Here is a 23,242-nt window from a genome sequence, read left to right as displayed (position 1 = left end):
TGCTTTGTTGTTTTCGTTCGTTCCGTCAGGAGGCCTCATTCAAGGCCACCTCCGGCCGGTCGTCAATGCAGTGCTAGTGCTCGAACACCAGCCGCGCGCCGACCGTGCCTTCGAGGCTGCGGATCTGCGCAAGCAGCGCGGCTGAATCCTCGCCGCCGAGGTCGGCGTCGAGCACGACGTAGCCGAGGTCGCCGGCGGTCTCCAGATATTGTGCGACGATGTTGATGTCGCGCTGGAGGAAGACCTCGTTCAGACGGCGCAGCATGCCGGGCACGTTGCGATGGACGTGGCTGAAGCGCGCGCCGGCGGGGCGCAGATGCAGCTGCACCTCCGGGAAATTCACCGCCCCCATGGTCGAGCCGGTGATGAAATAGTCGACGAGCTTGCGCGCGACCTCGCCGCCGATGCGCTCCTGCGCCTCCTCGGTCGAGCCGCCGATATGCGGCGTGAGGATGACGTTCTCGAGCCCCTGCATCGGGCTCTTGAAGCGATCGGAATTCGACGAGGGCTCGACCGGAAACACGTCGATGGCGGCGCCGGCGAGATGGCCGTCGCGCAATGCTGCAGCGAGCGCATCGAGATCGACCACGGTGCCGCGGCTGTTGTTGATCAGGAACGAGCCGGGCTTCATCGTGCGCAGCTCCTTCTCGCCGATCATGCCGGCGGTCTCGGGCGTCTCCGGCACGTGCAGGCTGACCACGTCGCTCTGCGCCAGCAGCTCTTCCAGTTTCTCGACCGGCTCGGTGTTGCCGTGGCGGAGCTTGTCGGTGCGATCATAGTAGATCACCCGCATGCCGATGGCCTCGGCCAGCGTCGATAGCTGCGAGCCGATATTGCCGTAGCCGACGATGCCGAGCGTGCGGCCGCGCACCTCGCGGCTGCCGGTCGCCGATTTGTCCCAGCCGCCGTCATGAGCCGACACCGAGCGAGGGAAGATGCGCCGCAGCAGCATCACGATCTCGCCGATCACGAGCTCGGCGACGCTGCGCGTGTTGGAGAACGGCGCGTTGAACACCGGAATGCCGCGCTTGCGCGCCGCCATGAGATCGACCTGGTTGGTGCCGACGCTGAAGCAGCCGACTGCGAGAAGCTGGTCGGCCGCCGCGAGCACGTCGTCGGTGATCTGGGTGCGCGAGCGGATGCCGAGCAGCGACACGCCCTTGAGCGCCCGCCGCAGATCCTCGCCGTCCAGTGCCTTGGTCAGCCGCTCGACATTGGCGAAGCCCGCGCTTCTGAACAGGTCCACGGCGCTGTCGTTGACGCCTTCGAGCAGCAGCGCCTTCGCGTTCCGCTCAGGGCTTTGGCCTGGGGCTGGCATAGAATCTCCATAGGTAGACTTTGCCGCAGCTCATAGACCGCAGGGCAGACTCAGCACAATAGGGTTTGGAGATGGGAACAAGATGACCGGACGGTAGTCAGATGACGTAGAATCCATGCGTGCCGTCGCGGCGGAGCTGTTCGACCAAACCGTACTCCCAGTCGAGATAGGCCTGCATCGCGCGCTCGGCGACATCGGTGCCCTCATAGGGGCGGCGGTAGCGGTGGGCCGGGTCGGGCTTCGGCAACACCCGCGGCGGACCGACCTCGAGCGCGCCGTCATAGCCGCCCTCGAGCACGTAAACCTCCCAGCCCATCTGCGCCAGCCAGGATGCCGTCATGTCGGCCCGGACGCCCTTGTCGTCGCTCAGCAGGATACGCGCGCCGCGCACAGGCGCGGCCATGTCGGTTTCCTGGACCAGCTGCCCGCCAGGATAATGGCGGAAGCCGGGGAGATGGCCGGCCGCATATTCTTCCGCGTCGCGCACGTCGAAGCGATAGAGCGTGCGCTCCGTCTGCGCCGCGAGCGCCCCCGCCTCGCCCGCGCCGACATGGCGAACACCGGCGCGATAGGCGACGTCGCGCGCATTGGCCGGACCGCCCTCGAAGGGTCCGATCGCCCCGCGCCGGTCGGCGCCATGGTTGAGCGTATGCCGCGCCAGCGTCCAGCCGATGGTGCCGTTGCGCAGCGCCCGCACCTTGTTGGGCACGCCGGCATTGATCAGCGACTGAGTGCCGATGATCGAGCGGGTGCGGCCGGCGCAATTGACGATGATGGTGGTGTCGGGATCGGGCGCCGCCTGGCCTGCCCGCAACACCAGCTCCGCGCCGGGTACGCTGACCGAGCCCGGAATGTTCATCGTCGCATATTCGTCGAAGCGGCGGACGTCGAGGATGGCGATATTGGCCTTGTCCGCAATCAGTTTTGCCACCTCATCGGCACTGAACGAGGGGGTGTGCCTGCGCGACTCGACCAGCTCGCCAAAGGCCTTGGAATAGGAATTGACGTCCTCGAACATTTGATAGCCGGCCGCGCGCCAGGCCTTCAGCCCGCCGTCGAGCGCGCTGAGGTTGGTATAACCGAGTGCGGCAAGCCGTTCAGCGCCGGGCGCGACCAGTCCCTCGCCGTCGTCATAGAGCACGATCGGCACATCTTTGCGCGGCAGCCTCACCTCGGCTTCGACCGCGATCCTGTCCGCAGCCATGTTGGCGGCAAACAGCGGATGACCGGTCGCGAAGGCGGCCTCGTATCTGAGATCGAGCAACGCGATCTCCTCGCGGAGCAGCAACGCGCGGCGGATATCGGCGGGAGTGACGGTGGTGATCTTCATGGCATAGACCTTGGCGAGGACAGGCCACGGGTTTTGAACGATCGTCGCGCGCTTGGCTAGCCTTCGCGCCGGTTCACTCGCCCGGAACCAGCTGCCCGAGCGGCGGCTGCGCCGGGCGCCGCAGCCTGCGGCGCGACAGATAAAGCAGCACGCCGGTGACCGCGAACAGCGGCATCAGCGCTGCCGCGATCATGAACGCCAGCTTGCCGGGCCAACCCAGAATTGCGCCGCGGTGGATGTCGAGCAGATTTGCGATGGTCTTCTCGCCGAGGGTCTTGTCGGCGTAACGCTCCGCGGAAACGAATTGGCCGGTGGCGGCATCGACGCGGAATTCGTCACGGGTGGTGTCGAGGGTGGAGCCCTTACCCCAGGAGCGGATCCGTATCGCCGTGCCCGGGCCGGCGGGAAGCGCCAGCAACGCCCTGGAGAAACGGTCGCCCTCTTCGCGCTGGAACGTCGTCCACGCACGATCGAGGCCCACCGCCTGAGCCGGCTCGGGATGGCCGGGTGCACGCGGCTGTTTCGGCTGCATCTTCGCCGCGGCGACTTGCGGACGCGATAGCAGCCGGACGACGCCGTCCTTGTACCAGTCGAACGAGTACCACAGGCCGGTGAGCGTCATCACGAGATAGATCGGCAAAACCCAGGTGCCGATCACCGCATGCAGCGACCGGTGCAGCCCGCGCCCGCTGAGGCCGAGATTGGGCTTCAGCCACATCTTCACGCTGCCGGCGCGACGCGGCCAGCGCAGCACAAGTCCAGAGATGAGCATGACGATCAGGCCGAGCGCGGCGATGCCGGTGGTCTGACGCCCCCACCCCTTGGCATCGCCGGGAATCAGGAGCCAGCGATGCAGCCGGCGGACGGTCGCGAAAAACTCCTCACCGCGCGGCGATCCCAGCACGCGAGCGTCATAAGGATCGACATACAGTGAGGCCGGCCGCACGCCCTGCTCGTCGCGGCCGAAGCGAACATGCACCGCGGCCGACGGATCGCTCGACAGCGTGACGGCTGTCACCTTGCCGGCATCCTGCCCGGCCTTAAGCCGTGCCACCAGTTCGTCGGGCATCAGCGCCGGCGCCTGACGCGGCGCGACCTGCAAGATGCCGCCGTTCAGATAGTCGCCGATCTCGTCCTCAAAACTCATGATCGCACCGGTCAGCGCGATCAGGGACAGCATCAGCGCCAGCACGAGGCCGGCGATTGAATGGACCTGGAGCAGACCGGCCTTGATCGCGCGCCCCATCCTACGCATCGCTCCCGATCTCCATGATCGGCGCGATCCACAAATCGGCATGGGCGATCCGCGCGACCATCCCTAAAACTTCACTGTCGCCGACAGCGAGAAGCGGCGGGCATCGCCGATCGCAACGTTCAAGGCATTCCCGGTGCTGGACGTATAATAGAGCTTGTCGAACAGGTTCTTGACGTTGAACTGATAGGTCACCGGCAGCTTGTCGATCTTGGTGTCGTAGGTCGCAAAGACGTCCGCGACGGTATAGGCCGGCATGACGAACGTGTTGGCGGAATCGCCCGGCCTGTCGCCGACATAATGCGCACCGCCGCCGAGCCGCAGACGGCCGGGGAGCGCGTCGCCGAAATCGTAGACGAGATAGAGCGAAGCCGTGTTCATTGCGGCGTTGAACAGCTTCGCATTGCCGACGACGGGATCGTTGATCAAGCGTGCGTCGGTATAGCCGTAGCTTCCGATCAGACTCCATTGATCGCTCAACTTGCCGGTCACGTCCAGTTCGATGCCGCGCGACCTGGCTGCGCCGGATGTGCGCGCCGCCGATTTGCCGTTGCCGATATCGTCCAGCACCAGCACGTTCTTCTTCTGGATATCGTAGAACGCCAATGTGCCAGACAGCCGCTTGCTGACGTCGAACTTCAAACCAGTCTCCCACTGCGTGCCCTCTTCTGGCGCGATGGTGGAATCGACGACAAAGCCGGTGGTGAACGCCGCGATGACCGATGTCGGCTTCAACGACTGCGTATAACTCACGTAATACGAAAGCTGATCGTTCAGCTTGAAGACGACGCCGCCGAGCGGCAGTACCTTGTCGCCCGCCAGATTAGTGTTCGTGACGAAGAGAGGCCGGCCTTTCCCTGCGAGCTGCTCGTATTCCATCCAGCGCACACCTCCGACCACGGAGAGCCAGTTGGTCAGATGGAACGTGTCCTGGGCGAAGAAGCCGCGGGTGCCGAGCTTGTCGGTCTGTTCGCTATCGGTTGCCGAAACGGTCGTGCCCGGCACGATCAGCCCGTAGACCGGGTTGTAGAAATTGAAGCTCGGGGTCGCTTGCCGGATCAAATCGTGGCGATCGATCGTGCGATACAGCGCCTCGCCCCCGAACAGGATCTCGTTGCGGAAGCCGCCCATCCAGACGTCGCCCTGAAGATAGGAGGTGCCGTAGCTGGCGTTGCTCAGCGAATTGCGCGTACCGTCATTGCTGCGGGTCTCGACGCCGGTGGTGGCGTTGACGCCGGTGATACGAAGCTGGTTGGCGCTGAAGGTCTCGGTGTTGTAGCTGTAGGCCGCCGTGACCTTCCAATTGTCGTCCAGCTTCTGCTCGACCGAGGCCTGCACCAGGTCGGAAGTGCCCCACATGTTGTTGAAGGGTTCGTCGAGCCGGCGCGTCTTCGGGATCGCCAGCGGAGCGCCCTTGACGAAGGCAGTGCCGCGATCGAATGGATAGATGAATTCGCGGTGCTCATAGGTGAGCTGGACCGTCGTGGTGTCGCCGTACCAGGCCAGCGACGGGTTCACCAGCATTTCCCTGTGGCGGCCGAAGTTGCGCCAATAGTCTTCGCTGACGCCGTAGCCGATGAAGCGATAGGCGAGACCGCCGTCGCCGATCGGACCGGTAATGTCGAGCGTGCCGTCGGCGCCGCTGCGGTTGTTCGCGAAGGTCGAGCCGAGCAATGTGACCGAGCCGTGCTGGTAGAGCTCCGGACGCTTGCTGATGGTGTTGACGATACCGCCGGGATCCATGATGCCGTAGAGCAGCGAAGCCGGTCCCTTCAGCACTTCCACGCTCTCGACCGCGGCATTGAGGCTGCGCCCCTGCACCAGCGGCATGCCGTTGCGCATGATCGAGCCGTCGCGATTGTCGCCGAAGCCACGGCGGATCACCGCGTCCTGGGTGCCGGCGAGCGTATTGGTCTGGGCGATGCCGCTGATATTGACCAGCGCATCGTCGATGTTGCGCGGCAACTGGTCCTTCAGCACTTGCGCAGGCACGACGTTGACGGTCTGCGAGGTGTCGAGCGGCGAGGCGCCGCTGCGCAGCGTCGTCGAACTCGGCATCGCGCGATAACCAAGCTTGGCGGCCTGTTGCGTGGCGGCCTCGGCGGCGGCGCGCTCCGAGAGCGTCGGCGCTGCGGGTGTAGCGGCGTTCCGGCTCCGCTGGCGCGCGACGCTTTGAGCGCGGCGCGGAGACTGGTCCGATGGGCGCGCCGCTTTCGGCCGCGGCGCCGGCGCTTCCACCGTCACCGGCGGCAGTGCCGATTGCGCCTGCGCGGTCGCCGTGCCGGAGGGAAATTCGGCGAGCAGCACGGCTGCGCCGATGAGAAGACCCGCGCGGCTCTCGCCGGCACGATGACGACGGCCGCTGACGCGCTGGCCATCCACAGAGACACGCACTTTCGATTCACTTCCAAGTCAGACGCAGAAGCTGGCGCGTCTAACAGTCGCGGCGATCAAAGAGAACCGTAGTCGGGCTTGAATAGCTCTAGTGTTGAATCGTTCTAAGCGTAGAGCAGCGCCGAACGTCACTCACTGATTGACGCTGTCGCGACCGCGACACGCTGCACGCGAATTCGTGGCAACGTGTCACGGTGTTGCGGTGTTGCGCGATCTCACACGATGGCGGGAGTGATCAGCTCGTCGAGCTGCCGCTTGAACGCGGTTCCGTCGGACAAGGCACGGAGCGGCGGGCGCACGCGCAACCACGCAGCATCACCGGTCTGTGCCGCCAGGATGGCCTTCAGCGTCACGAGGAACGACGGCGTCTTCAGCACGACGTCGACCGCAGCCTGCATCCGCGCTTCGACATCCTTGCCGTCGACCATGCCCTTGACCAGCTCCGGCGCGACATTGGCCATGCCGCAGATGGTGCCGGCGCCGCCGGCAGCGATCGCGCGGGCAATGTCGGCTTCGTTGCCGACGGTAATGGCGAGCTCCGGCGCGGCGGCGCGGAACGCCTGGAATTGCTTGAAGTCGCCGCTTGAGTCCTTCAGACCCGCAACGACCTTGCCGTAGCGCCTGCGCAGACTGGCAGCCACGCTGGTCGGGATCGCAACGCCCGAGACCTGCGGGATATGATAGAGCAAGGCGCGCAGGCGATCGTCGGCGACGCCGTCGAGGATCGCTGCAAAGGCATCCTCGATGCCCTCGGGCGTGACGCTGCGGTCGAAATAAGGCGGCAGATACAGCACGTGACGCAGGCCGAGGCCGAGCACGGCACGCGTCAGCGCGATGCTGTCGGTGATGGCGGGAAATCCGCCGCCGATGCCGATGCGGTCAGGCGCGACGCCGGCCTTGAGCACGGCTTCGATGGTCGCGACGCGCTCGGCGACATTGAACGAGGTGCCCTCGCCGGTCGTGCCGAACAGCACGACACCGTCGACGCCCTTGCCGAAGAGTTGCTTGGCGTGGGCCGCGAGCTTGGCGGAGTCCACGCTGCCGTCCGTCGCCAGCGGCGTCGCCGACGCCACCCAGAACCCGCGAATTGCCTCCGCCGCCATCTCACTGCCTTTTGCTGCGCCCCGGACCAAGCCTCTGATCGCCAACGATCTTCGGAAGCTTCCCGAGTCTTGATTTTGCTTTACTTTCCATCTTGTACCTTACATACAAGGAAGACGCAAATCCTTTTCCGCTGTCGCGGCGCGCCCTGGACGCGACCAATTCCAAGGGGAGGTCTCACATGAACATGGTGACCCCGATCGAGCGTCCCGACCAATTGCTTGGCGCCTTGCGCGACAGGCTCGGCGCGGCTGCCGTGCTTGTCGGCGCCGACGTGCCCGCGCGCAATTGCAACGACTGGAGCGCGAGCCTGCCGCAAACCCCGCTCGCGGTGATCCGCCCGGTCGACGCCCAAGGCGTTGCCGACGCGATTGCGACCTGCCGGAAGGCGCAGCTGCCGTTCGTGCCGCAGGGCGGATTGACCGGGCTGTGCCGCGGTGCCTCGCCGGAAGCAGGCTGGGTCGCGATCTCGCTGGAGCGCATGAGCGGCATCGAGGAGATCGATCAGGCGTCGGCGACGATGACGGTGAAAGCCGGCACGCCGCTTCAGACGATTCAGCAGGCGGCCGACGAGGCCGGCTTCTTCTTTCCGCTCGACCTCGGTTCGCGCGGCTCCTGCGCGATCGGCGGCAATCTCTCGACCAATGCCGGCGGCAATCGCGTGATCCGATACGGCATGACGCGTGAGCTGGTGCTCGGACTCGAAGTGGTGCTGCCTGACGGCACCATCATCACCAGCCTCAACAAGCTGATGAAGAACAATGCCGGCTACGATTTGAAGCATCTGTTCATCGGCTCGGAAGGCACACTCGGCATCATCACCCGCGTGGTGCTGCGGCTGTTCCCGAAACCGCGCTCGACCATGGCCGCGCTGTGCGCGCTGAAGGACTATGCCGCGGTGATCGCGCTGCTCGGCGCCGCGCGAAGCGGGCTCGGCCCGCTGCTGTCGGCGTTCGAGGTGATGTGGCCGGATTACTGGGACGTGATCACGAATCGCGCTGGCGTCAAGCCGCCGGTCGCCGCAGGGCATGGCCTCTACGTGCTGGTCGAAGCGCAGGGCACCGACGAAAGCCTGGATGCGCCGCGTTTCCAGGCCTGGCTCGAAGAGCTGATGGAGCGCGGGCTGCTCGCCGATGCCGCCGTGGCCCAATCGCTGGCGCAGACGCAAAGCTTCTGGCGCGTGCGCGACATCTGCGCCGAATTCGGCCAGGTGCTGGGCCCGCACATCTCCTACGACATCGGCCTTGCGGTGGCGCGGATGGACGAGTTCGTGACGCGTTGCAAGGCCGCGCTCGCGAAAGGCATCAAGGGCTGCGAGAGCGTCTATTACGGCCATATCGGCGACGGCAATCTGCATCTCGTCTCCTGGGTGACCGGCCTTGCCGTCGAGCAGCAGCCGAAGGAGGAGATGGACGCGATCATCTACGATCTCGTGCGCGAGCTTGGCGGCAGCGTTTCCGCCGAGCACGGCATCGGCACGCTGAAGAAGAAGTGGCTGGGTCATGCCCGCAGCGATGCCGAGATCGCGCTGATGCGGACGCTGAAGGCCGCGCTCGATCCGGATCATCTGCTCAATCCCGGCAAGGTGATCTGAGAAAGCCGATGCGATCGCTGAAGCTCGATGTGCCGAAATCGCTGTCGCAGCGGGTGATGCAGCGGCTGCGCCAGGCCATCATCGACGGCGAGTTCGCGCTCGGCGCCGCGATCTCCGAGGAGATGGTGGCAAATTCCTTCGGGGTCAGCCGCACCCCGGTGCGCGAGGCGATGGGCCAGCTGCAGGCGCAGGGCCTCGTCGTGATCCGGCCGCAGGTCGGCAGCTTCGTGTTCACGCCGAGCGCCGAGGACATCACCGCGCTCTGCACCTTCCGCATCGCGCTGGAGCCCAAGGCCGCCGAACTCGCCTTCCGCCACGACCGTGACGGCGCGATCACGACGATGAGCGAGGCGATCGCATCGATGGAGCCGGCGATCGCGGCCAGGGACAACATCGCCTACGGCCGCGCCGATGCCGCCTTCCACGAGGCGTTGTTCGCCCATTGCGGCAACCGCTATCTCGCCGAATCCTATCAGCTCGCCTCCAGCCGTGTCGCCGCGCTTCGCACCAACCTGACTTCGCCGATCGACGTGCGCACGCGCACGTCCTTCGACGAGCATCGCAGGCTGCTCGATCTGTTCGCGCGCGGCGAGTTCGGCGCCTTCGCAGCGCTGATGACCACGCACATCACCAATTCGGGCGTGGTCTATGCAAAGGCGCTGCAGGTCGATTGAACGCTTCTAAAGCACGATGAGATTGGATGAATCGTCAACGCGCTTTAGGTTCTTGTTTGAGCATGATCTTTTCGGAAAACCGCTTCGCACCTTTCCGGATCGTGCTCTAGCGCGGCTCCTTCGAGCCCGGCCTGTCCAGAAAATCCAGCGCGGTGTTGATCTGTTCGAGCTGGTGCTCGATCTTGTCGCGATCCTCGACCGACGGCGCCTTCGCGAGCTGCTCCACGAGCTTCTGCTTTCGCAACAGCAAGTTCTCTATGACTGTGCTCACAGCTCCCCCATCGCCAGAGGGCGAACATCGAGGAATCCCGGCCCGGACGCGAGCGCGCGCAGGCCGGCCCGGCGCAAACCCTCCATCAGAATGTTCGCGGAGACGGTTGGTTCCTGCGATTGAACCACGATGCTTCCGGCGGAACCAGCAGCGGGGCTCATGACCGCCTTCAGCTGTTCCCCTGCCCATGGAGCACGCGCATATCCCATGAGGGCTGCATATGCGGCGCTCGCAGTGCTCCGGGCGGCGAGACAATGCTCGCGAGCAACGCCGGCACAATTGGCGTGCGGGTGACGGAGACCGAGAACACCGCCAGCAGCGCGCAGACCATGCAGAGCCTCATCCGCACCGTCCTGCGATCGGTGATCGGCAGTAGCAGGAAAAACATCATCGCCAGGATCAGCAGTGCGTCGACCAGAAAAAGCATGGATCTCTCCCTCGAAACTGAGGGGAGGATGACGCGACGCGTATCGGCCGTATGTGGACCGTGTCACAGTCCGGCAACGCCGCTCCCGCGCGCGGTTGGCGTTGCCGAATTGCGCGCCACGCGGGAACCGGAATCGGCGAAGACAGCCCATCGATCGGTTGTATTCGCGGCGCCGGAGTCCTATGCGTAAGCGCATGGACACCCAGATCATGACCGCCGAAAAGCCCCTGATGGCGCAGGCGCGCCCGCGCAAGCCGGCGCCGTTCCTGCCGATGAGCCGCGCCGAGATGGATGCGCTCGGCTGGGATGCCTGCGACATCGTGCTGGTGACCGGGGACGCCTACGTCGACCATCCGAGCTTCGGCATGGCCATCATCGGCCGTCTGCTGGAGGCACAGGGCTTTCGGGTCGGCATCATCTCCCAGCCCGACTGGCATTCGGCCGAACCGTTCAAGGTGCTCGGCAAGCCAAAGGTGTTCTTCGGCGTCACCGGCGGCAACATGGATTCCATGGTGAACCGCTACACCGCGGACCGCCGCATACGCAGCGATGATGCCTATACGGCCGGCGGCGAAGGCGGCAAGCGGCCGGACCGCTGCACCGTCGTCTACGCCCAGCGCTGCCGCGAGGCGTTCAAGGACGTGCCGATCGTGCTCGGCGGCATCGAGGCCTCGCTGCGCCGGATCGCGCATTACGACTACTGGTCGGACAAGGTGCGCCGCTCGGTGCTGGCCGACGCCAAGGCCGACCTCCTGCTCTACGGCAATGCCGAGCGTGCCGTGGTCGAGGTGGCGCAGCGGCTTGCCGCCGGCGAAGCGCCGCGCGCGCTCGACGACATCAGGGGCGTCGCGCTGTTCCGCCGCGTGCCCGAGGATTATGCGGAGCTGCACGCCGACGATCTCGATTCCGCCGACGAGGGCGCATCGCGGACGAAAGGCTTGACCGTGATCCGGCTGCCGGCGCTGGAGCAGGTCGAGCAGGACAAGGAAGCCTATGCGCGCGCCTCGCGCGTGCTGCATCGGGAGAGCAATCCCGGCAATGCGCGGCCGCTGGTGCAGCGTCACGGCGACCGCGATCTCTGGCTGAACCCGCCGCCGATCCCGCTCACCAGCGACGAGATGGACGCGGTCTACGACCTCCCCTATGCGCGCGCGCCGCATCCGTCCTATGGCGAGGCAAAAATCCCCGCCTGGGACATGATCAAGTTCTCGGTGACGATCATGCGCGGCTGCTTTGGCGGCTGCACCTTCTGCTCGATCACCGAGCATGAGGGCCGCATCATCCAGAACCGCTCGGAAGGCTCGATCCTGCGCGAGATCGAACTGATCCGCGACAAGACGCCGGGCTTCACCGGCGTGATCTCCGACATCGGCGGTCCCACCGCCAACATGTACCGGATGGCGTGCAAGGATCCGAAGGTCGAGGCGGCGTGCCGGCGGCCGTCCTGCGTCTTCCCGGAGATCTGTCCGAACCTCAACACCTCGCATGACGATCTGATCCGGCTCTATCGCAAGGTGCGCGAGACCAAGGGCATCAAGAAGGTGATGGTCGCCTCCGGCGTGCGCTACGACCTCGCGGTCGAGAGCCCCGAATACATCAAGGAGCTCGTCACCCATCACGTCGGCGGTTATCTGAAGATCGCGCCGGAGCACACCGAGCGCGGTCCGCTCGACAAGATGATGAAGCCGGGCATCGGCGCCTACAACCAGTTCAAGCGGATGTTCGATGCTGCCGCCGAGCAGGCCGGCAAGAAATATTACCTGATCCCCTATTTCATCGCGGCGCATCCGGGCACGACCGACGAGGACATGATGAACCTCGCACTGTGGCTCAAGAAGAACCGCTACCGCGCCGATCAGGTGCAGACCTTCCTGCCCTCGCCGATGGCGACCGCAACCGCGATGTACCACACCGGCGTCAATCCGCTGCGCGGCGTGCGGCGCGGCGGCAGCGACAAGGTCGAGGCGATCAAGGGCCTGCGCCAGCGCCGCCTGCACAAGGCCTTCCTGCGCTATCACGACCCCGACAATTGGCCAGTGCTGCGCGAGGCGCTGAAGGAGATGGGCCGCGCCGATCTGATCGGCTCCCGTCCCGACCAGCTCGTTCCCGCGCACCAGCCGCCCGGCACCGGCAAGGCCGCCGGCACGAGGCGGCCCGTCCGCCCCGGCGGCAAGACGCAGCGGTTCACGACCAAGGGCCTGCGGGTGATGAAGTGACCGCGCGCCGCATCACCTTCTAGAGATCGAGCACGACCGGCCCCGACACGGCATCCGTCACACCGCGTCCGTTGCCCTGGTCCTCGAGCACGGACCTGAAACTGTCGAGGGTCTTGATCATCGCGGACCGCGCCTCGACCAGCGCGTCCTGACTGGACCATGTGCCGATGAGGCAGAAGGTCTGCTCGCCGGTCTTGATGATGATTCCGTGCTCGAGGCCTGGCCATTTGGCCTTGCCGTTCCGATGCGCGTCGAGGAAGGCGGTTTCCTCGCCAAGCTTCACCTTGAACCTGACCACATTATAAACCTGCATGTGCGCCTCCTGAAAATGGACTGGGAATAAGCGAGCGCCGCTCAAGGTCTCGGGCGAAATGCCCAAACGGCCGCCCCGGCCGATTGTTGCCCTCGCGGGCTGCGTCGTCACCGTGACAAATCATCATGGCGCCCCCGGCGTTCGCGGCCCGCACAATAAAAACATCGAAAACAACCCCATGCACAGTAGCCGGCATGAGCGGGATCAATGGCTTAGGCGCTGTTGTGCAGCGGTTGACCCGTCGGGCAAAACAGGGGCAGGATGGCATCATCGGGCGCCTGTGGATTTTCCTGACCACACCTTCGGTTTCAACCGAATGTCAGAATACGCCCGCCTCCTCATCATTCATAGATTACCTCCATGAAGAAGATCGGATTCCTGTCCTTCGGACACTGGACGCCCTCGCCGCAGTCGCAGACCCGCTCGGCCGGGGACACGCTGCTGCAATCGATCGAGCTTGCCGTCGCAGCCGAACAGCTCGGCGCCGACGGCGCCTATTTCCGCGTGCATCATTTCGCGCGCCAGCTGGCCTCGCCCTTTCCTCTGCTCGCGGCCGTCGGCGCGAAAACCAGCACGATCGAGATCGGCACCGCCGTGATCGACATGCGCTACGAGAACCCGCTCTACATGGCGGAGGATGCAGGCTCCGCCGACCTCATCGCCGGCGGGCGGCTGCAGCTCGGCATCAGCCGCGGCTCGCCCGAGCAGGTGATCGATGGCTGGCGCTATTTCGGTTACCAGCCGGCCGAGGGCGAGAGCGACGCCGGCATGGGCCGGCGCCACGCCGAGGTCTTTCTCGACATCCTGCGCGGCGAGGGTTTTGCAAAACCCAATCCGCAGCCGATGTTTCCGAACCCGCCGGGGCTGCTGCGCCTCGAGCCGCATGCGCAAGGCCTGCGCGACCGAATCTGGTGGGGCGCCGGCTCGAACGCGACAGCGGTGTGGGCCGCGCAGCACGGCATGAATTTGCAGAGCTCGACGCTGAAGAACGACGAGACCGGCGAGGCATTTCACCTGCAGCAGGCCGCCCAGATCCGCGCCTATCGCGCCGCGTGGAAGGAGGCCGGCCATAGCCGCGAGCCGCGCGTATCCGTCAGCCGCAGCATCTTCGCGCTGATGAACGATCGCGACCGCGCCTATTTCGGCGGGGAGCGCGGCGGCGAGGACCAGATCGGCTTCATCGACCCGCGCACGCGCGCGATCTTCGGCCGCTCCTATGCCGCGGAGCCGGATGCGCTGATCGAGCAGTTGCGGCAGGACGAGGCAATCGCCGAGGCCGATACGCTGCTGCTGACGATCCCGAACCAGCTAGGCGTGGACTACTGCGCGCATGCGATCGAGGCGATCCTCACGCATGTCGCGCCCGCGCTGGGGTGGCGGTGACGGGACGCGGAATGGAGCGATCCGACGAAGACTCGGCATCCTGTCCGGCGGCCGCCCGCATCCTGATCTGGCTTCCGATCACGAGTCCGGTGAGCGAGAGCATGAGGCCCAGCGCCGGCGGCGCGAACAGGGCCTCTTCCTGGAACAGGCCGTTGAGCAGCACGACCATGACGCCGAAGCCGGCGAGGCCCTGCGTCAGATATCCTGAGGAGGCGTAGAGGCGCCACGCCTTGAGCGCCATGGCGAAATAGAAGCCGAGCGGCACCAGCGCGGCAATGCCCATCTGGTAGATCAGCACGCCGATCGCGCTCTCGACCGCGCCGTCGATCGTCCCGGCAGCCTGCGCGGCGCTCCAGTCGATCGAGAAATAGCTGTCCGACAGGTTGCCGCCGATGCCGAGACCGCGGCCAAACGGCTTCGCGAGAAATCCGTTGAGGCCGCCCATTAGGCCGATGACGTGGTAGTCGCCGATCTGCAAGCCGACACGGATCGCGACGAGCGCGAACACCATCAGGCCGAGCAAGCCGAGCACCAGCGTCACCACCGCACCGAGCAGACGGGTCGAGATCCAGGCCGCGATCACGAACACCAGCGTGATGAGCGCGCCCTTGACGCTGCAGACGATCAGGAGCGGCAACGCAGCGAGAGCCAGGAACGGACGCCCCACCGAGAACAGGAACAGCGCGAAAAAGGCGATGCCGTAGCCGAAGCTGATCGCGCTCATGTTCGGCCCGTGGATGCGCAGGATTTTCGACAGGCCGAAGCCTTCGAGCAGCGGCGTGTTCAGGAAGTCGAAGCTGAAGCGATCCTTGAGGTCGACGGGCACGTTTCCGGTGGCGCGCATTTCGGCTTCCCAGACGCCCGAATGGGTCGCCTTGAGCTCGTCGAAGCCCCAGAACGTGTAGCCGTTGGTGATGGCCAGCCAAAAATCGCGGAATGCAAACTCGACATAGCCGCAGATGATGAGAGCGACGCCGAGCGTTACCAGGAACGGCGTGGCGCGAACCTCATAGCTCGCGGCCGTCAGAAGCGAGAGCTGAAACAGGAACAGCGGAAGCACGATGTTGCGCAAATAGACCGACGCCGCCTGCCCGTTCTGGACGAAACCGATCGCGAAATACAGCGCCACCACCGCGAGGGTGACGACACCCCAGCACATGATCCGGTTGACCTCGGCCGACCGATTCCTCCGGCCGAACACGTAGAGGCCGAACGTCGTCAGCCACATCACGGAGCAGAGGAGGAAATTGTAGCCCTTGATGAAGTCCAGATCGGACGGGACCGAAATGAGCGGCGACAGGGTCGAGACGAACAGGTTCTGGAAGAACAGGACGAAGATCGCGACGGCCGGCGCGTAGGTCGGAACCGCAAAGACGATGGCGATCGCGACGAGGATTTCGACGGTCAGGGACAGCACAGGGCTCGCGACGTGCAGTATCGGAACAAAGCCGATCGCCGCCACGGCGATGCAGAACGTCGGGATCAACTCGCGCAGCGGCGAAGGCTCGGCAGAGCCAGCCTGCACGGTCTGATATTGCGGTGAGGTCCCGCCAACCATGGCGTCGTCCTTTGGCGTAGCGCGGGGCCACGATAGCGGCGGGATGTGTAAGGATTCGTTAACGATAAGGGTCAGCGCCTGGCCGGTCTGGTCGCGCCCAGCAACGCGCGCATCACGCCGGGATCGGGCCTGCCCGTGCTGCTGTCGACGAGGCCGAATCCCTGTTGCAGCTCCCAATGCGTCCACCCCCAGCAATGCTCCCTGGCATAGGCGGTCACCGCCGCCAGCCAGCGCACCCGGCTGTCCCGCGGGGCGCCTGCTTTCAGCACGCCGAACTCGTTGACGATGATCGGCCGCGAAAACTGCTGCTGCCACGCGACGGCAGGCGCGAGCCAGCGATCGACATCAGGCTTGTCCCTGGCAACCGCAATCGCGGTGTCGAGCATGCCGAGCGCCTTGGTCGCGCCCCTGTCCTGCAAATCCCGGCGGAGTGCCTGGACCTTGGGATCACCGGCGTTGATCGGATAAGGCAGATCGATGATGTCGTGCAGCGGATCCTGCGCATCCCAGTGACCCTGATGGGTGAACACCATGGGATCATAGAAGTGGATGGCGTAGACGACGTTCGGATCCGGCAACGGGCGGAATTGCGGAAGCGAGTCCGCGCGCTGCCAGTTGACCGGCCCGACAACCAGTGTGGTGGCGGGGAGCAATCGGCGCACGAAGGCGGCAAGCGCTTCGACCTCCTTTTGCCACCGGTCGGCTTCGACATCGGGCTCATTGAGCAGCTCGGCGAAGACGCGATCGGCCGGATAGGCGCGAATGATCCCGGCCAGACCGCTCCATGCCTCCTCCATCTCGCGCAACGCCGCGTCCGGATCGTCCTTGTGCAGGCGATTGAAGCGGTCGCCGGGATGGAGATCGACGGAGGTGGAATAGCCGAGCGCCATGAGCTGCTTCAATGCGCCGTCGAGCGCCCGCAGCGTCTCGTCGCGCTCCGCCTTTGATGCGAAGCGAAGCATCACGCGCTCGGCGGGTACCGGCAGCCGGACATGGCTCATTCCCGCCTTGCGAAGCTGCAGCAGCAACTCGCGGCGGGGGGCTGCGGATCCCGGCCCGTTGATCCAGCCGTCGGCATTGAAGCCGCGCGACAGTGCGGCAAGCTTGTCCGGCGCGACCGTCTGCGGCACAGGCACACAATTGTCAGCCAGCGCCGGTGGGCCTGGCGAGATCGACAGCAAGATCGCGGCGACGAACAGGCGACGGCGCGGCGGCGTCACCGTCACACCGCCCGGCTCAATGCGCCGCCCTCGGGATGAGGCGCCGCCGTACCCGCGGGCGCATGATTGACGACGAGACCGGTCGGCACATTGTTGTATCTCGACAGCGCCGCGGTCACCCGCCGCATCGCCGCCGAACCGAGCTCGCCGGCGCGAACCACCGGGATGATCAGATCGGCATGCGCGGCCAGCGCGATGGCGTCCGGCTGCAAGGCGAGATTGCCCGCATGGACGATGATGAGATCGAATTCCGAGCGAATGTCGTCCTCCGGCCTCGCATCGGCCTTGCGGCCGGCACTCAAGAGCTCGTCGATCGACTGAAGTCCCGCCGTGGTCGAGCCATCCTGCCATTCGGTGACGGGAGGCTGGGCACCGGCGAATTCCGGCTGCAGCCGGATCAGCACGCTCATCATGCCGCGATTGACGGCCGCGCGGTTCAGCGAGCGCGCAACGGTGTTGCCGCCGGCGCTCTTGCCGACCGACAGCACGAGGGCGACCTTGCAGCCGCGCACCGGCGTGCGATCGATTCTCTCAAGAAGCGGACGCAGATAAGCGCCGAGATCGAGCTCGGCCGTGGCCGCGACCGGTCTTTGCCAGACAGTATTGGGAGCGGCGCCAGACGCCAGATCGGGAATGCGGGCCCAGACCGGGAGATTCGGCATCGCCTCGGGCTGGCGCGCGGCAGATGCCGCAGGCGGAGCTTGCCGATGGGGCACGTTGATCGCTTCCGTGCCCACAGGCGTTTGAACAGGAGCCTCCGCAGGCGCGGCCCGGTCAGGCATGCTTCCCATCGCCGCAACGGCGGCGGTCGAGGTCAGCAGCGAGCCGATCGCGAGGGCGGCGAGCAGCAAAGCGAGCGGTGGACGCGTCGAGCGCAGCGGCGGAATCGCGGGCGACGCGACCTTGGTCTGCGAGCTCTGCAGCTGACGCTGCTCGTTGGTGGTCTTGAACCGCGACAGGAACTGCTCGTAGATGTTCTTGTTGGCATCGGCGTCGCGCTGCAACTCCTGCAGCTTCACCAGCGCCTGGCCGTCGACCAGCATCTGGGTCTCGACCGCCTTGAGCTGCTTTTCCAGCGCGTTCTGCTGCTCGAGCTGCGACTCGTATTCGGACTTCGCCGTGTCGATGTTCTTCTTCCGCTCGACCTCGATCTGCCGGTTGATGTCGGCAAGCTGGCTGTAGGAGATCGCAAGATCGGGGTGGCGGTCGCCGTAGACCGCTTTCTTCTGCGCAATCTGGTCGTTCAGGGTCGAGCGCTGCGCGCGCAGCATGCTCAGAAGGTCCTGCTTCACGGGACCTTCGACATTGGCCTTGAGATCGCGCTGCACCTGCTCGTAACGCGCCTTGGCTTCCTCGGTGCGCGCGCGGGCGGCGGAGACCTGCTGATTGATATCCGTCACCCGCAATTGCTGGGTGGTGGAATCCTTGCCGGCATTGAGGATCTTGTGCTCGAGGCGGAAGGCCGCGACCGCGTCTTCCGATGCGCGCAGGCGCTCGTTCAGCGCCTTCAGCCGGTCCTTGAGCCAGTCGGCCGCCTCGTCCGTGGCATCGGTGCGGACGCGGCCCTGGCTCGCGGCGAACGCATCGGCGATGGCATTGGCGTAATACGCCGCCCGATCCGCACTGTTCGAGGTGAAGGAGATGGCGATGACATAAGTGAGCCCGCGGCGGGATATCTCGAGGCGGCTGCGGAATTTTTCGAGCAGGCGGGTCATGTCGGTATGACCGCCCGCGATGTCCTCGTCGTCCGCGATCTTGAGCTTCTCGATCAGGGGCCGGAGAAAGCCGTCCGATTTGGCGATCTCGATCTGGCTCTGAAGCGCCGCGGCATCCTGGCCGATACCCGGCAGCACGTCCTGATCCGAGGTCACGCGCAGCTCGCGGGGATCGACCACGACCAGCGCCGTCGCGGCATATCGAACCGGAACAACCATCAGAACGAGCACGCCCAAAGCGAACAGCGCCAGCGCCAGCGTCAGGATGCGGCGGCCATTCTCGCGCAGGAAGGAGAGCGCCCCGGAGACGGTCAGCGATCCCCTGATCAGCGCAGGACCATCGCTGTCGGGCTTGCCCGTCGCAGCCCGCGGAGCTTCCCACGAAGCCGCAGGCTCCGTCGGGGCGATGCTTCGCGGAGATGCGCTTCTACCGAACGCCATAGGGTTGGACTCGAAATCAACTGACCGCCACAAGCTCAGAGGCTTGCTACACCGTAAATATCCATGGTTAACCGCCGGTTACGGCCGCCGAGAACCGTCATGGCCCGCAGCCTCGCCATGCGCCCAATGGGGGGCGAGAGTTCCCCCCGAACGCTGGAAGCGAGCGAGGGCAGGCGGAGGACGGGGGAGCACCCGCCGCGCGCGGGTTCATCTTCGATGATTCCCGGCCCGCCCGGCGCCGACGCGGTCTACCGCGCGCTCAAAACAAGGCGGCGTTGACAGCCTGTCCGTAGATCATTGCGGCCACGAGAGAGAGCAGCAAGCCCGCGCCCGAGAAGATCACGAGGACTTTCAGGGTTTCGACATCAACGCTGGTTCTCGTCGCGCGGGATATTGCCTTTGCCAGTGCAGCCATCATCGCCAGCTCCGAACGGGCCGCGCGGAGGCACGGCCTGTTTCATCTAGCCTTATCGGGCGCGTTTTGCGTGTGAAGCAGATTACAGCTGAACTTGCGTGCGGCGCCGCCAGCCGTGAGCGGTCAGCTGATGTTCAGAAGGATTCGCCCCGATTTGCCGCTGCGCATCAAATCCAGCGCGTCATTGATGTCATCGAGCGCGAACGCGTCGGTCACGATCCCGCGGTAACTGACCTTGCCGGCCTCGTCGAGGCGAACGAGACGCGGGATATCGCGCGCCGGCTGGCATTGCCCGCCTTCCGAGCCCTTCAGCACTTTCTCGAAGTGCAGCGGCAGCGTGTAGATTTCGACCTTCTCGCGGGGAACCCCGACAAGGATACAGCGGCCCTTCTTCGCGGTGACCTCGTAGGCGAGCTCGATCAAATTCCTGACGCCGGTGGTCTCGATCACCTTGTCGGGCCCGTCGGCTCCGGTGATGGCGCGTATCTCGGCGGCCAGATCCGTTGCCGCGTCGGAGTTGATGGTGTGGGTGGCGCCGAACCGCCTCGCCATCTCGAGCTTGTTGTCGAGGCGGTCGATCGCGACGACAGGACAGGCGCCGACCATCGCTGCAAACTGCACGATGTTCAACCCGACGCCGCCGACGCCGAACACAACGACGGCTTCGCCGATGGCGATCTGCGCATCGTTGTTGACGACACCGAGCGCGGTCGTCACCGCGCAGCCCAGCAGCGGCGCGCTGCTGCGATCGATCGAGGCGGGAACGGGCGTGACGCGATTCTCCGACACCACGGCATAATCGTTGAAGGTGGTGATCCAGCCCGCGTTGAGGCGTCTGCCGCGCCAGGAATAGACCGGCGTATTGGACTGGACGCCCTTGCCCGGCCGCCAATGCATGACGACGGTGTCGCCCTGCTTGCAGGAGACGACGCCGGGCCCGGTTTCGACGATGGTCGCCAGCGCTTCGTGCCCCAGCAGGTGCGGCAGGAACCTGTCGGCGCCCTTGACGGCGTCGATCTCGTTGATCTGTGCCCCGCAGATGCTCGAGGTGTGCACGTGCGCAAGCACCTGGCCGTGCTCGAGCGTATCAGGCAAGGTGAACTCGTCGACGATCAGCGGCTTGCCCGATTCGACCAGAATCGCAGCCTTGGCAGTCTTGATGTCCATCAGAGCGCCCGGTCACTCGAAATAGATGAATTCGTAATCGCCGGTGTAGCCGAGCTTTTCGTACAACCAGACCCATTCCGATGTGTGCAGGATGGACTCCGCCGTCAGCGCCCAGCATTCGAGGTTGTGCAATTCGGCGACGTTCCGGTAGGCCTCGACCATGATGTATTTGTTCTTGCCGACCCGCTCGATCTCCTTGACCGCCACATCGAGCTCATAGAGCCGGAGATTGTGCAGGGTGCCGAGCGAGATGACGAGGTCGAAACTGTCGTCGCCATAGGGATAGACGTCCTGGGCGCGATGGCTGAAGAGGTACGGCTTCACCTGCTCGTGCGCATTTTCGAGACCGTGCTTCGAGATGTCGAAGCCGGCGACCTTCAGGCCCGGCAGGATCTTCTGCATCTCGTACAGCAGGAAGCCCTTGCCGCAGCCGACGTCGAGCACGCTGGAGCCGTCCTTCAGACCATAGGTCTCGATCAGCGCCTTGGCGACCGGCGCCCAGCGCCCTTCGATGAAGCGGTAGCCGCCATAGCCGAAGCGGCGGTCGCCATCCCAATAATCGGCCTCGTATTCCCGCGCCTTCAGCGAGCAGGCGATCTTGTCGTCGTTCATGCGGGCCATGTAGTCGCGCTTGGTCGCAGTATGCAGCGGCGTCACGATATTGAGCAGTCGTCCCATGGGGTCCTCGGATTCGAACACGTGCTGAGCCTAGCACTTTGTGCTCGCGATCATCATTGTTTCAAATCAACCACCAGGATCGCGCGGCGGAGTGTCGACCCACCTCGCCGGGAGGCGGCGCGGCGCGTGACGGGGGCCACCCGAGTTGTCGCGGGTCGGCGGCCCGTTCACAGGGCGACGACGTACCCGTCCCGCCTCGGATCGGCGGCACCCGTCATCACTCCGGTTTCCGGATCGAGCGCGATGGCCTGCATGCCGCCGCAGAGCATGGTCCACCCGGTGTCCAGGATCTCGATCTCGTGGCCGCGGCGTTTCAGGTCGGCGATCGTTTCCGGCGCGATGCGGTTCTCTGCTTGAATCAAGCGGCCATCCCAAAGCCGCGCACGCGGCGCCTCGATAGCCTGCTGCAGCGGAAGGCCGAACTCGACATACTGCACGAAAGCCTGAGCCTGGGTTTGCGGGATGCCGTAGCTGCCGGGCGTACCAAGCGCGAGCACCGGACGGTTGCTCCGCGTCGCAAGCGATGGCGCCAGGGTCACCGGCAATGCGTCGCCTGGCTTGGCCAGGTTGGGGCTTCCCGGCTGCACATCGGCCCAATGGAGGTGGTTGTTGAGGCAAACGCCGGTCCCCGGCACCACGACGCCGCTGCCGAACGGGCTGCCTAGACTTTGCGTGATGCAGATCAGATTGCCCTCGGCGTCTGCGATCGAGAACGAGGTGGTGTGCCCGGGGTCGGCACGATCCTGCGGCATCCACTGCTCGGTCGGACCGGTGATCGGCCGGCCGTCGCTGACGCGCTGCCGGAGCCGCGCGATCACCGCGTCGGACAAGACGTCAGATTGATCCAGCCCCATATGATCGTGTGTGATGCGCTCGCCGGCTGCAAGACGGATCGCACGATAGACCGTGTCGAGATGATCCGCGCCGTCCTTCGGCAGGCGCCCAAGGTCGTAACCTTCAAGAATCCTGAGGGTCAGGGCCAATTGGAAGCCGCCGCATTGCGACGCCGGGACGTGAAGCTCAAGCCCTCGATACGACACGGTCAGGGGATCGCGCCAATGCGGCTTGACGGAAACGAAATCGGCCAGCGTCAGGCTGCCGCCGAGCGTGCCGAGATGATCTATGATCCGTCGGCCGAGCTTGCAGCCATACAGATGCTCCGGCCCCAGTTCGGAGATCTCGGCAAGCGTTCGCGCGAGTTCAGGCTGAGGGATGATGGTGCCGAGCTTCACCGGCATGCCGTACGGCAGGTAGTTTTTGACCAACGCACCGTATAGTTCCGGCCAAGGCTCGAGCAGCGGCACTTGCTCGTTGATCTCATCGCGACCGAAATCCGAAAGAGCAAAGCCGTCGTGCGCCAGCGTGATCGCCGGGGCCAGGACGTCGGGAAGCGATTTGCGGCCATAGCGCGAGAGCAGCTCACACCAGCCCGCGAGATTTCCAGGCGTTGAGGCCGCCCGCGGGCCGCGCTCGAGATCGAGGCGGCTGGTGTATCTTCCAACCGGAAAGCTCGCGGGCATCGGCGGCGTGAAGTCGAGCACGCGAACGCGCTTCTCGTCTGACGCCCAGATCGTTGCCAATCCAAACCCGGCAAGTCCGGACATGAACGGTTCGACCACATTGAGGGCGGCCGCGGTGGCAACGGCCGCATCGAAAGCATTGCCGCCCTGGATCAGGAGCCGTGCACCAGCCTGCGCCGCAAGCGGATGCGCGGCAGCGACCATGCCGTGCCGCGAGAACAGCGTCGGACGGCCATATGTCCTGGCGAGTTGCAT

At 65.3% G+C, this 23,242-nt stretch carries 20 protein-coding genes; 4 read left to right on the top strand and 16 right to left on the bottom strand.

Annotated elements, in window-relative coordinates; all coding sequences use genetic code 11:
* Positions 1-73: 73 nt before the first annotated feature.
* The 5 genes from serA to OC450_RS23635 all read right to left on the bottom strand — a co-directional run bounded on the left by serA (position 74) and on the right by OC450_RS23635 (position 7,397).
* Positions 74-1,318, bottom strand: coding sequence for a phosphoglycerate dehydrogenase (serA, locus tag OC450_RS23655; RefSeq protein ID WP_211381077.1), 1,245 nt, complete (start codon positions 1,316-1,318; stop codon positions 74-76).
* 97 nt (positions 1,319-1,415) lie between these two features.
* Positions 1,416-2,648 carry a rhodanese-like domain-containing protein gene (locus tag OC450_RS23650; RefSeq protein ID WP_262048775.1) on the bottom strand — a complete coding sequence of 411 codons (1,233 nt, stop codon included), beginning with the start codon at positions 2,646-2,648 and terminating at the stop codon, positions 1,416-1,418.
* 73 nt (positions 2,649-2,721) lie between these two features.
* A complete protein-coding gene (locus OC450_RS23645) occupies positions 2,722-3,903 on the bottom strand; it encodes a PepSY-associated TM helix domain-containing protein (RefSeq protein ID WP_262048774.1) in 1,182 nt (393 codons plus the stop codon).
* Positions 3,904-3,966: 63 nt separating this feature from the next.
* The gene (locus OC450_RS23640; protein ID WP_262048773.1) at positions 3,967-6,294 is read right to left on the bottom strand and encodes a TonB-dependent siderophore receptor; all 2,328 of its coding nucleotides are present in this window, start codon (positions 6,292-6,294) and stop codon (positions 3,967-3,969) included.
* A 215-nt stretch (positions 6,295-6,509) separates the two neighbouring features.
* The gene (locus OC450_RS23635; RefSeq protein ID WP_256807356.1) at positions 6,510-7,397 is read right to left on the bottom strand and encodes a dihydrodipicolinate synthase family protein; all 888 of its coding nucleotides are present in this window, start codon (positions 7,395-7,397) and stop codon (positions 6,510-6,512) included.
* A gap of 179 nt (positions 7,398-7,576) precedes the next feature.
* On the opposite strand from OC450_RS23635, the gene OC450_RS23630 reads away from it, so the two are divergent.
* Both OC450_RS23630 and OC450_RS23625 read left to right on the top strand, forming a co-directional pair.
* Complete coding sequence (locus OC450_RS23630; protein ID WP_256807357.1) at positions 7,577-8,989, top strand: FAD-binding oxidoreductase; 1,413 nt, start codon at positions 7,577-7,579, stop codon at positions 8,987-8,989.
* Positions 8,990-8,997: 8 nt separating this feature from the next.
* Complete coding sequence (locus tag OC450_RS23625) at positions 8,998-9,663, top strand: GntR family transcriptional regulator (protein ID WP_211381071.1); 666 nt, start codon at positions 8,998-9,000, stop codon at positions 9,661-9,663.
* A gap of 106 nt (positions 9,664-9,769) precedes the next feature.
* Here OC450_RS23625 and OC450_RS23620 read toward each other — a convergent pair whose 3' ends face one another.
* The 3 genes from OC450_RS23620 to OC450_RS23610 are packed head-to-tail and all read right to left on the bottom strand — an operon-like array spanning position 9,770 to position 10,361.
* The gene (locus tag OC450_RS23620; protein WP_262048772.1) at positions 9,770-9,934 is read right to left on the bottom strand and encodes a hypothetical protein; all 165 of its coding nucleotides are present in this window, start codon (positions 9,932-9,934) and stop codon (positions 9,770-9,772) included.
* Positions 9,931-10,095, bottom strand: coding sequence for a hypothetical protein (locus OC450_RS23615; protein WP_211381070.1), 165 nt, complete (start codon positions 10,093-10,095; stop codon positions 9,931-9,933). The genes OC450_RS23620 and OC450_RS23615 overlap by 4 nt, the downstream gene beginning before the upstream one ends.
* An 8-nt stretch (positions 10,096-10,103) precedes the next feature.
* A complete protein-coding gene (locus tag OC450_RS23610; protein ID WP_211381069.1) occupies positions 10,104-10,361 on the bottom strand; it encodes a hypothetical protein in 258 nt (85 codons plus the stop codon).
* A 194-nt stretch (positions 10,362-10,555) separates the two neighbouring features.
* Here OC450_RS23610 and OC450_RS23605 point away from each other — a divergent pair, with 194 nt between their 5' ends.
* On the top strand, positions 10,556-12,577 hold the full coding sequence (locus tag OC450_RS23605; RefSeq protein ID WP_211382375.1) for a YgiQ family radical SAM protein: 2,022 nt from the start codon (positions 10,556-10,558) through the stop codon (positions 12,575-12,577).
* Between the two features lie 19 nt (positions 12,578-12,596).
* Here the strand turns inward: OC450_RS23605 and OC450_RS23600 are convergent, their stop codons facing one another.
* Positions 12,597-12,890 (bottom strand): DUF718 domain-containing protein, encoded by a 294-nt coding sequence (locus tag OC450_RS23600; protein WP_211381068.1) that lies wholly within the window; start codon positions 12,888-12,890, stop codon positions 12,597-12,599.
* A 360-nt stretch (positions 12,891-13,250) separates the two neighbouring features.
* On the opposite strand from OC450_RS23600, the gene OC450_RS23595 reads away from it, so the two are divergent.
* Complete coding sequence (locus OC450_RS23595) at positions 13,251-14,273, top strand: LLM class flavin-dependent oxidoreductase (protein ID WP_262048771.1); 1,023 nt, start codon at positions 13,251-13,253, stop codon at positions 14,271-14,273.
* On the opposite strand, the gene OC450_RS23590 is transcribed toward OC450_RS23595, so the two are convergent.
* The 7 genes from OC450_RS23590 to OC450_RS23560 form a co-directional block, all read right to left on the bottom strand.
* Positions 14,239-15,831 (bottom strand): hypothetical protein, encoded by a 1,593-nt coding sequence (locus OC450_RS23590; RefSeq protein ID WP_262048770.1) that lies wholly within the window; start codon positions 15,829-15,831, stop codon positions 14,239-14,241. The genes OC450_RS23595 and OC450_RS23590 overlap by 35 nt on opposite strands.
* Positions 15,832-15,902: 71 nt before the next feature.
* Positions 15,903-17,057: a glycoside hydrolase family 5 protein gene (locus OC450_RS23585; protein ID WP_262048769.1), complete on the bottom strand. Its 1,155-nt coding sequence runs from the start codon at positions 17,055-17,057 to the stop codon at positions 15,903-15,905.
* Complete coding sequence (locus tag OC450_RS23580) at positions 17,054-19,207, bottom strand: GumC family protein (protein WP_262048768.1); 2,154 nt, start codon at positions 19,205-19,207, stop codon at positions 17,054-17,056. The genes OC450_RS23585 and OC450_RS23580 overlap by 4 nt, the downstream gene beginning before the upstream one ends.
* 259 nt (positions 19,208-19,466) lie before the next feature.
* Complete coding sequence (locus OC450_RS23575; protein WP_211381066.1) at positions 19,467-19,625, bottom strand: hypothetical protein; 159 nt, start codon at positions 19,623-19,625, stop codon at positions 19,467-19,469.
* A 120-nt stretch (positions 19,626-19,745) separates the two neighbouring features.
* Entirely contained in the window at positions 19,746-20,789 is a 1,044-nt protein-coding gene (locus OC450_RS23570; protein WP_211381065.1) for a zinc-binding dehydrogenase, read from the bottom strand.
* A gap of 12 nt (positions 20,790-20,801) precedes the next feature.
* Positions 20,802-21,467 carry a class I SAM-dependent methyltransferase gene (locus OC450_RS23565; protein ID WP_249128785.1) on the bottom strand — a complete coding sequence of 222 codons (666 nt, stop codon included), beginning with the start codon at positions 21,465-21,467 and terminating at the stop codon, positions 20,802-20,804.
* Positions 21,468-21,634: 167 nt separating this feature from the next.
* Positions 21,635-23,191 (bottom strand): gamma-glutamyltransferase family protein, encoded by a 1,557-nt coding sequence (locus OC450_RS23560; protein WP_262048767.1) that lies wholly within the window; start codon positions 23,189-23,191, stop codon positions 21,635-21,637.
* Positions 23,192-23,242 lie beyond the last annotated feature (51 nt).

Source organism: Bradyrhizobium sp. Bra78, assembly GCF_024519855.1.
GTDB classification, from domain to species: Bacteria; Pseudomonadota; Alphaproteobacteria; order Rhizobiales; family Xanthobacteraceae; genus Bradyrhizobium; species Bradyrhizobium japonicum_G.
This window is presented reverse-complemented; position numbering and strand designations above follow the sequence as displayed.

What these genes read in the sequence shown, in the direction of transcription:
- serA (WP_211381077.1), bottom strand. Translation starts at nt 1,318, where the DNA reads ATGCCAGCCCCAGGCCAAAGCCCTGAGCGGAACGCGAAGGCGCTGCTG.
- OC450_RS23650 (WP_262048775.1), bottom strand. Translation starts at nt 2,648, where the DNA reads ATGAAGATCACCACCGTCACTCCCGCCGATATCCGCCGCGCGTTGCTG.
- OC450_RS23645 (WP_262048774.1), bottom strand. Translation starts at nt 3,903, where the DNA reads ATGCGTAGGATGGGGCGCGCGATCAAGGCCGGTCTGCTCCAGGTCCAT.
- OC450_RS23635 (WP_256807356.1), bottom strand. Translation starts at nt 7,397, where the DNA reads ATGGCGGCGGAGGCAATTCGCGGGTTCTGGGTGGCGTCGGCGACGCCG.
- OC450_RS23630 (WP_256807357.1), top strand. Translation starts at nt 7,577, where the DNA reads ATGAACATGGTGACCCCGATCGAGCGTCCCGACCAATTGCTTGGCGCC.
- OC450_RS23625 (WP_211381071.1), top strand. Translation starts at nt 8,998, where the DNA reads ATGCGATCGCTGAAGCTCGATGTGCCGAAATCGCTGTCGCAGCGGGTG.
- OC450_RS23615 (WP_211381070.1), bottom strand. Translation starts at nt 10,095, where the DNA reads ATGAGCCCCGCTGCTGGTTCCGCCGGAAGCATCGTGGTTCAATCGCAG.
- OC450_RS23610 (WP_211381069.1), bottom strand. Translation starts at nt 10,361, where the DNA reads ATGCTTTTTCTGGTCGACGCACTGCTGATCCTGGCGATGATGTTTTTC.
- OC450_RS23605 (WP_211382375.1), top strand. Translation starts at nt 10,556, where the DNA reads ATGGACACCCAGATCATGACCGCCGAAAAGCCCCTGATGGCGCAGGCG.
- OC450_RS23600 (WP_211381068.1), bottom strand. Translation starts at nt 12,890, where the DNA reads ATGCAGGTTTATAATGTGGTCAGGTTCAAGGTGAAGCTTGGCGAGGAA.
- OC450_RS23595 (WP_262048771.1), top strand. Translation starts at nt 13,251, where the DNA reads ATGAAGAAGATCGGATTCCTGTCCTTCGGACACTGGACGCCCTCGCCG.
- OC450_RS23590 (WP_262048770.1), bottom strand. Translation starts at nt 15,831, where the DNA reads ATGGTTGGCGGGACCTCACCGCAATATCAGACCGTGCAGGCTGGCTCT.
- OC450_RS23580 (WP_262048768.1), bottom strand. Translation starts at nt 19,207, where the DNA reads ATGGCGTTCGGTAGAAGCGCATCTCCGCGAAGCATCGCCCCGACGGAG.
- OC450_RS23575 (WP_211381066.1), bottom strand. Translation starts at nt 19,625, where the DNA reads ATGATGGCTGCACTGGCAAAGGCAATATCCCGCGCGACGAGAACCAGC.
- OC450_RS23570 (WP_211381065.1), bottom strand. Translation starts at nt 20,789, where the DNA reads ATGGACATCAAGACTGCCAAGGCTGCGATTCTGGTCGAATCGGGCAAG.
- OC450_RS23565 (WP_249128785.1), bottom strand. Translation starts at nt 21,467, where the DNA reads ATGGGACGACTGCTCAATATCGTGACGCCGCTGCATACTGCGACCAAG.
- OC450_RS23560 (WP_262048767.1), bottom strand. Translation starts at nt 23,191, where the DNA reads ATGGTCGCTGCCGCGCATCCGCTTGCGGCGCAGGCTGGTGCACGGCTC.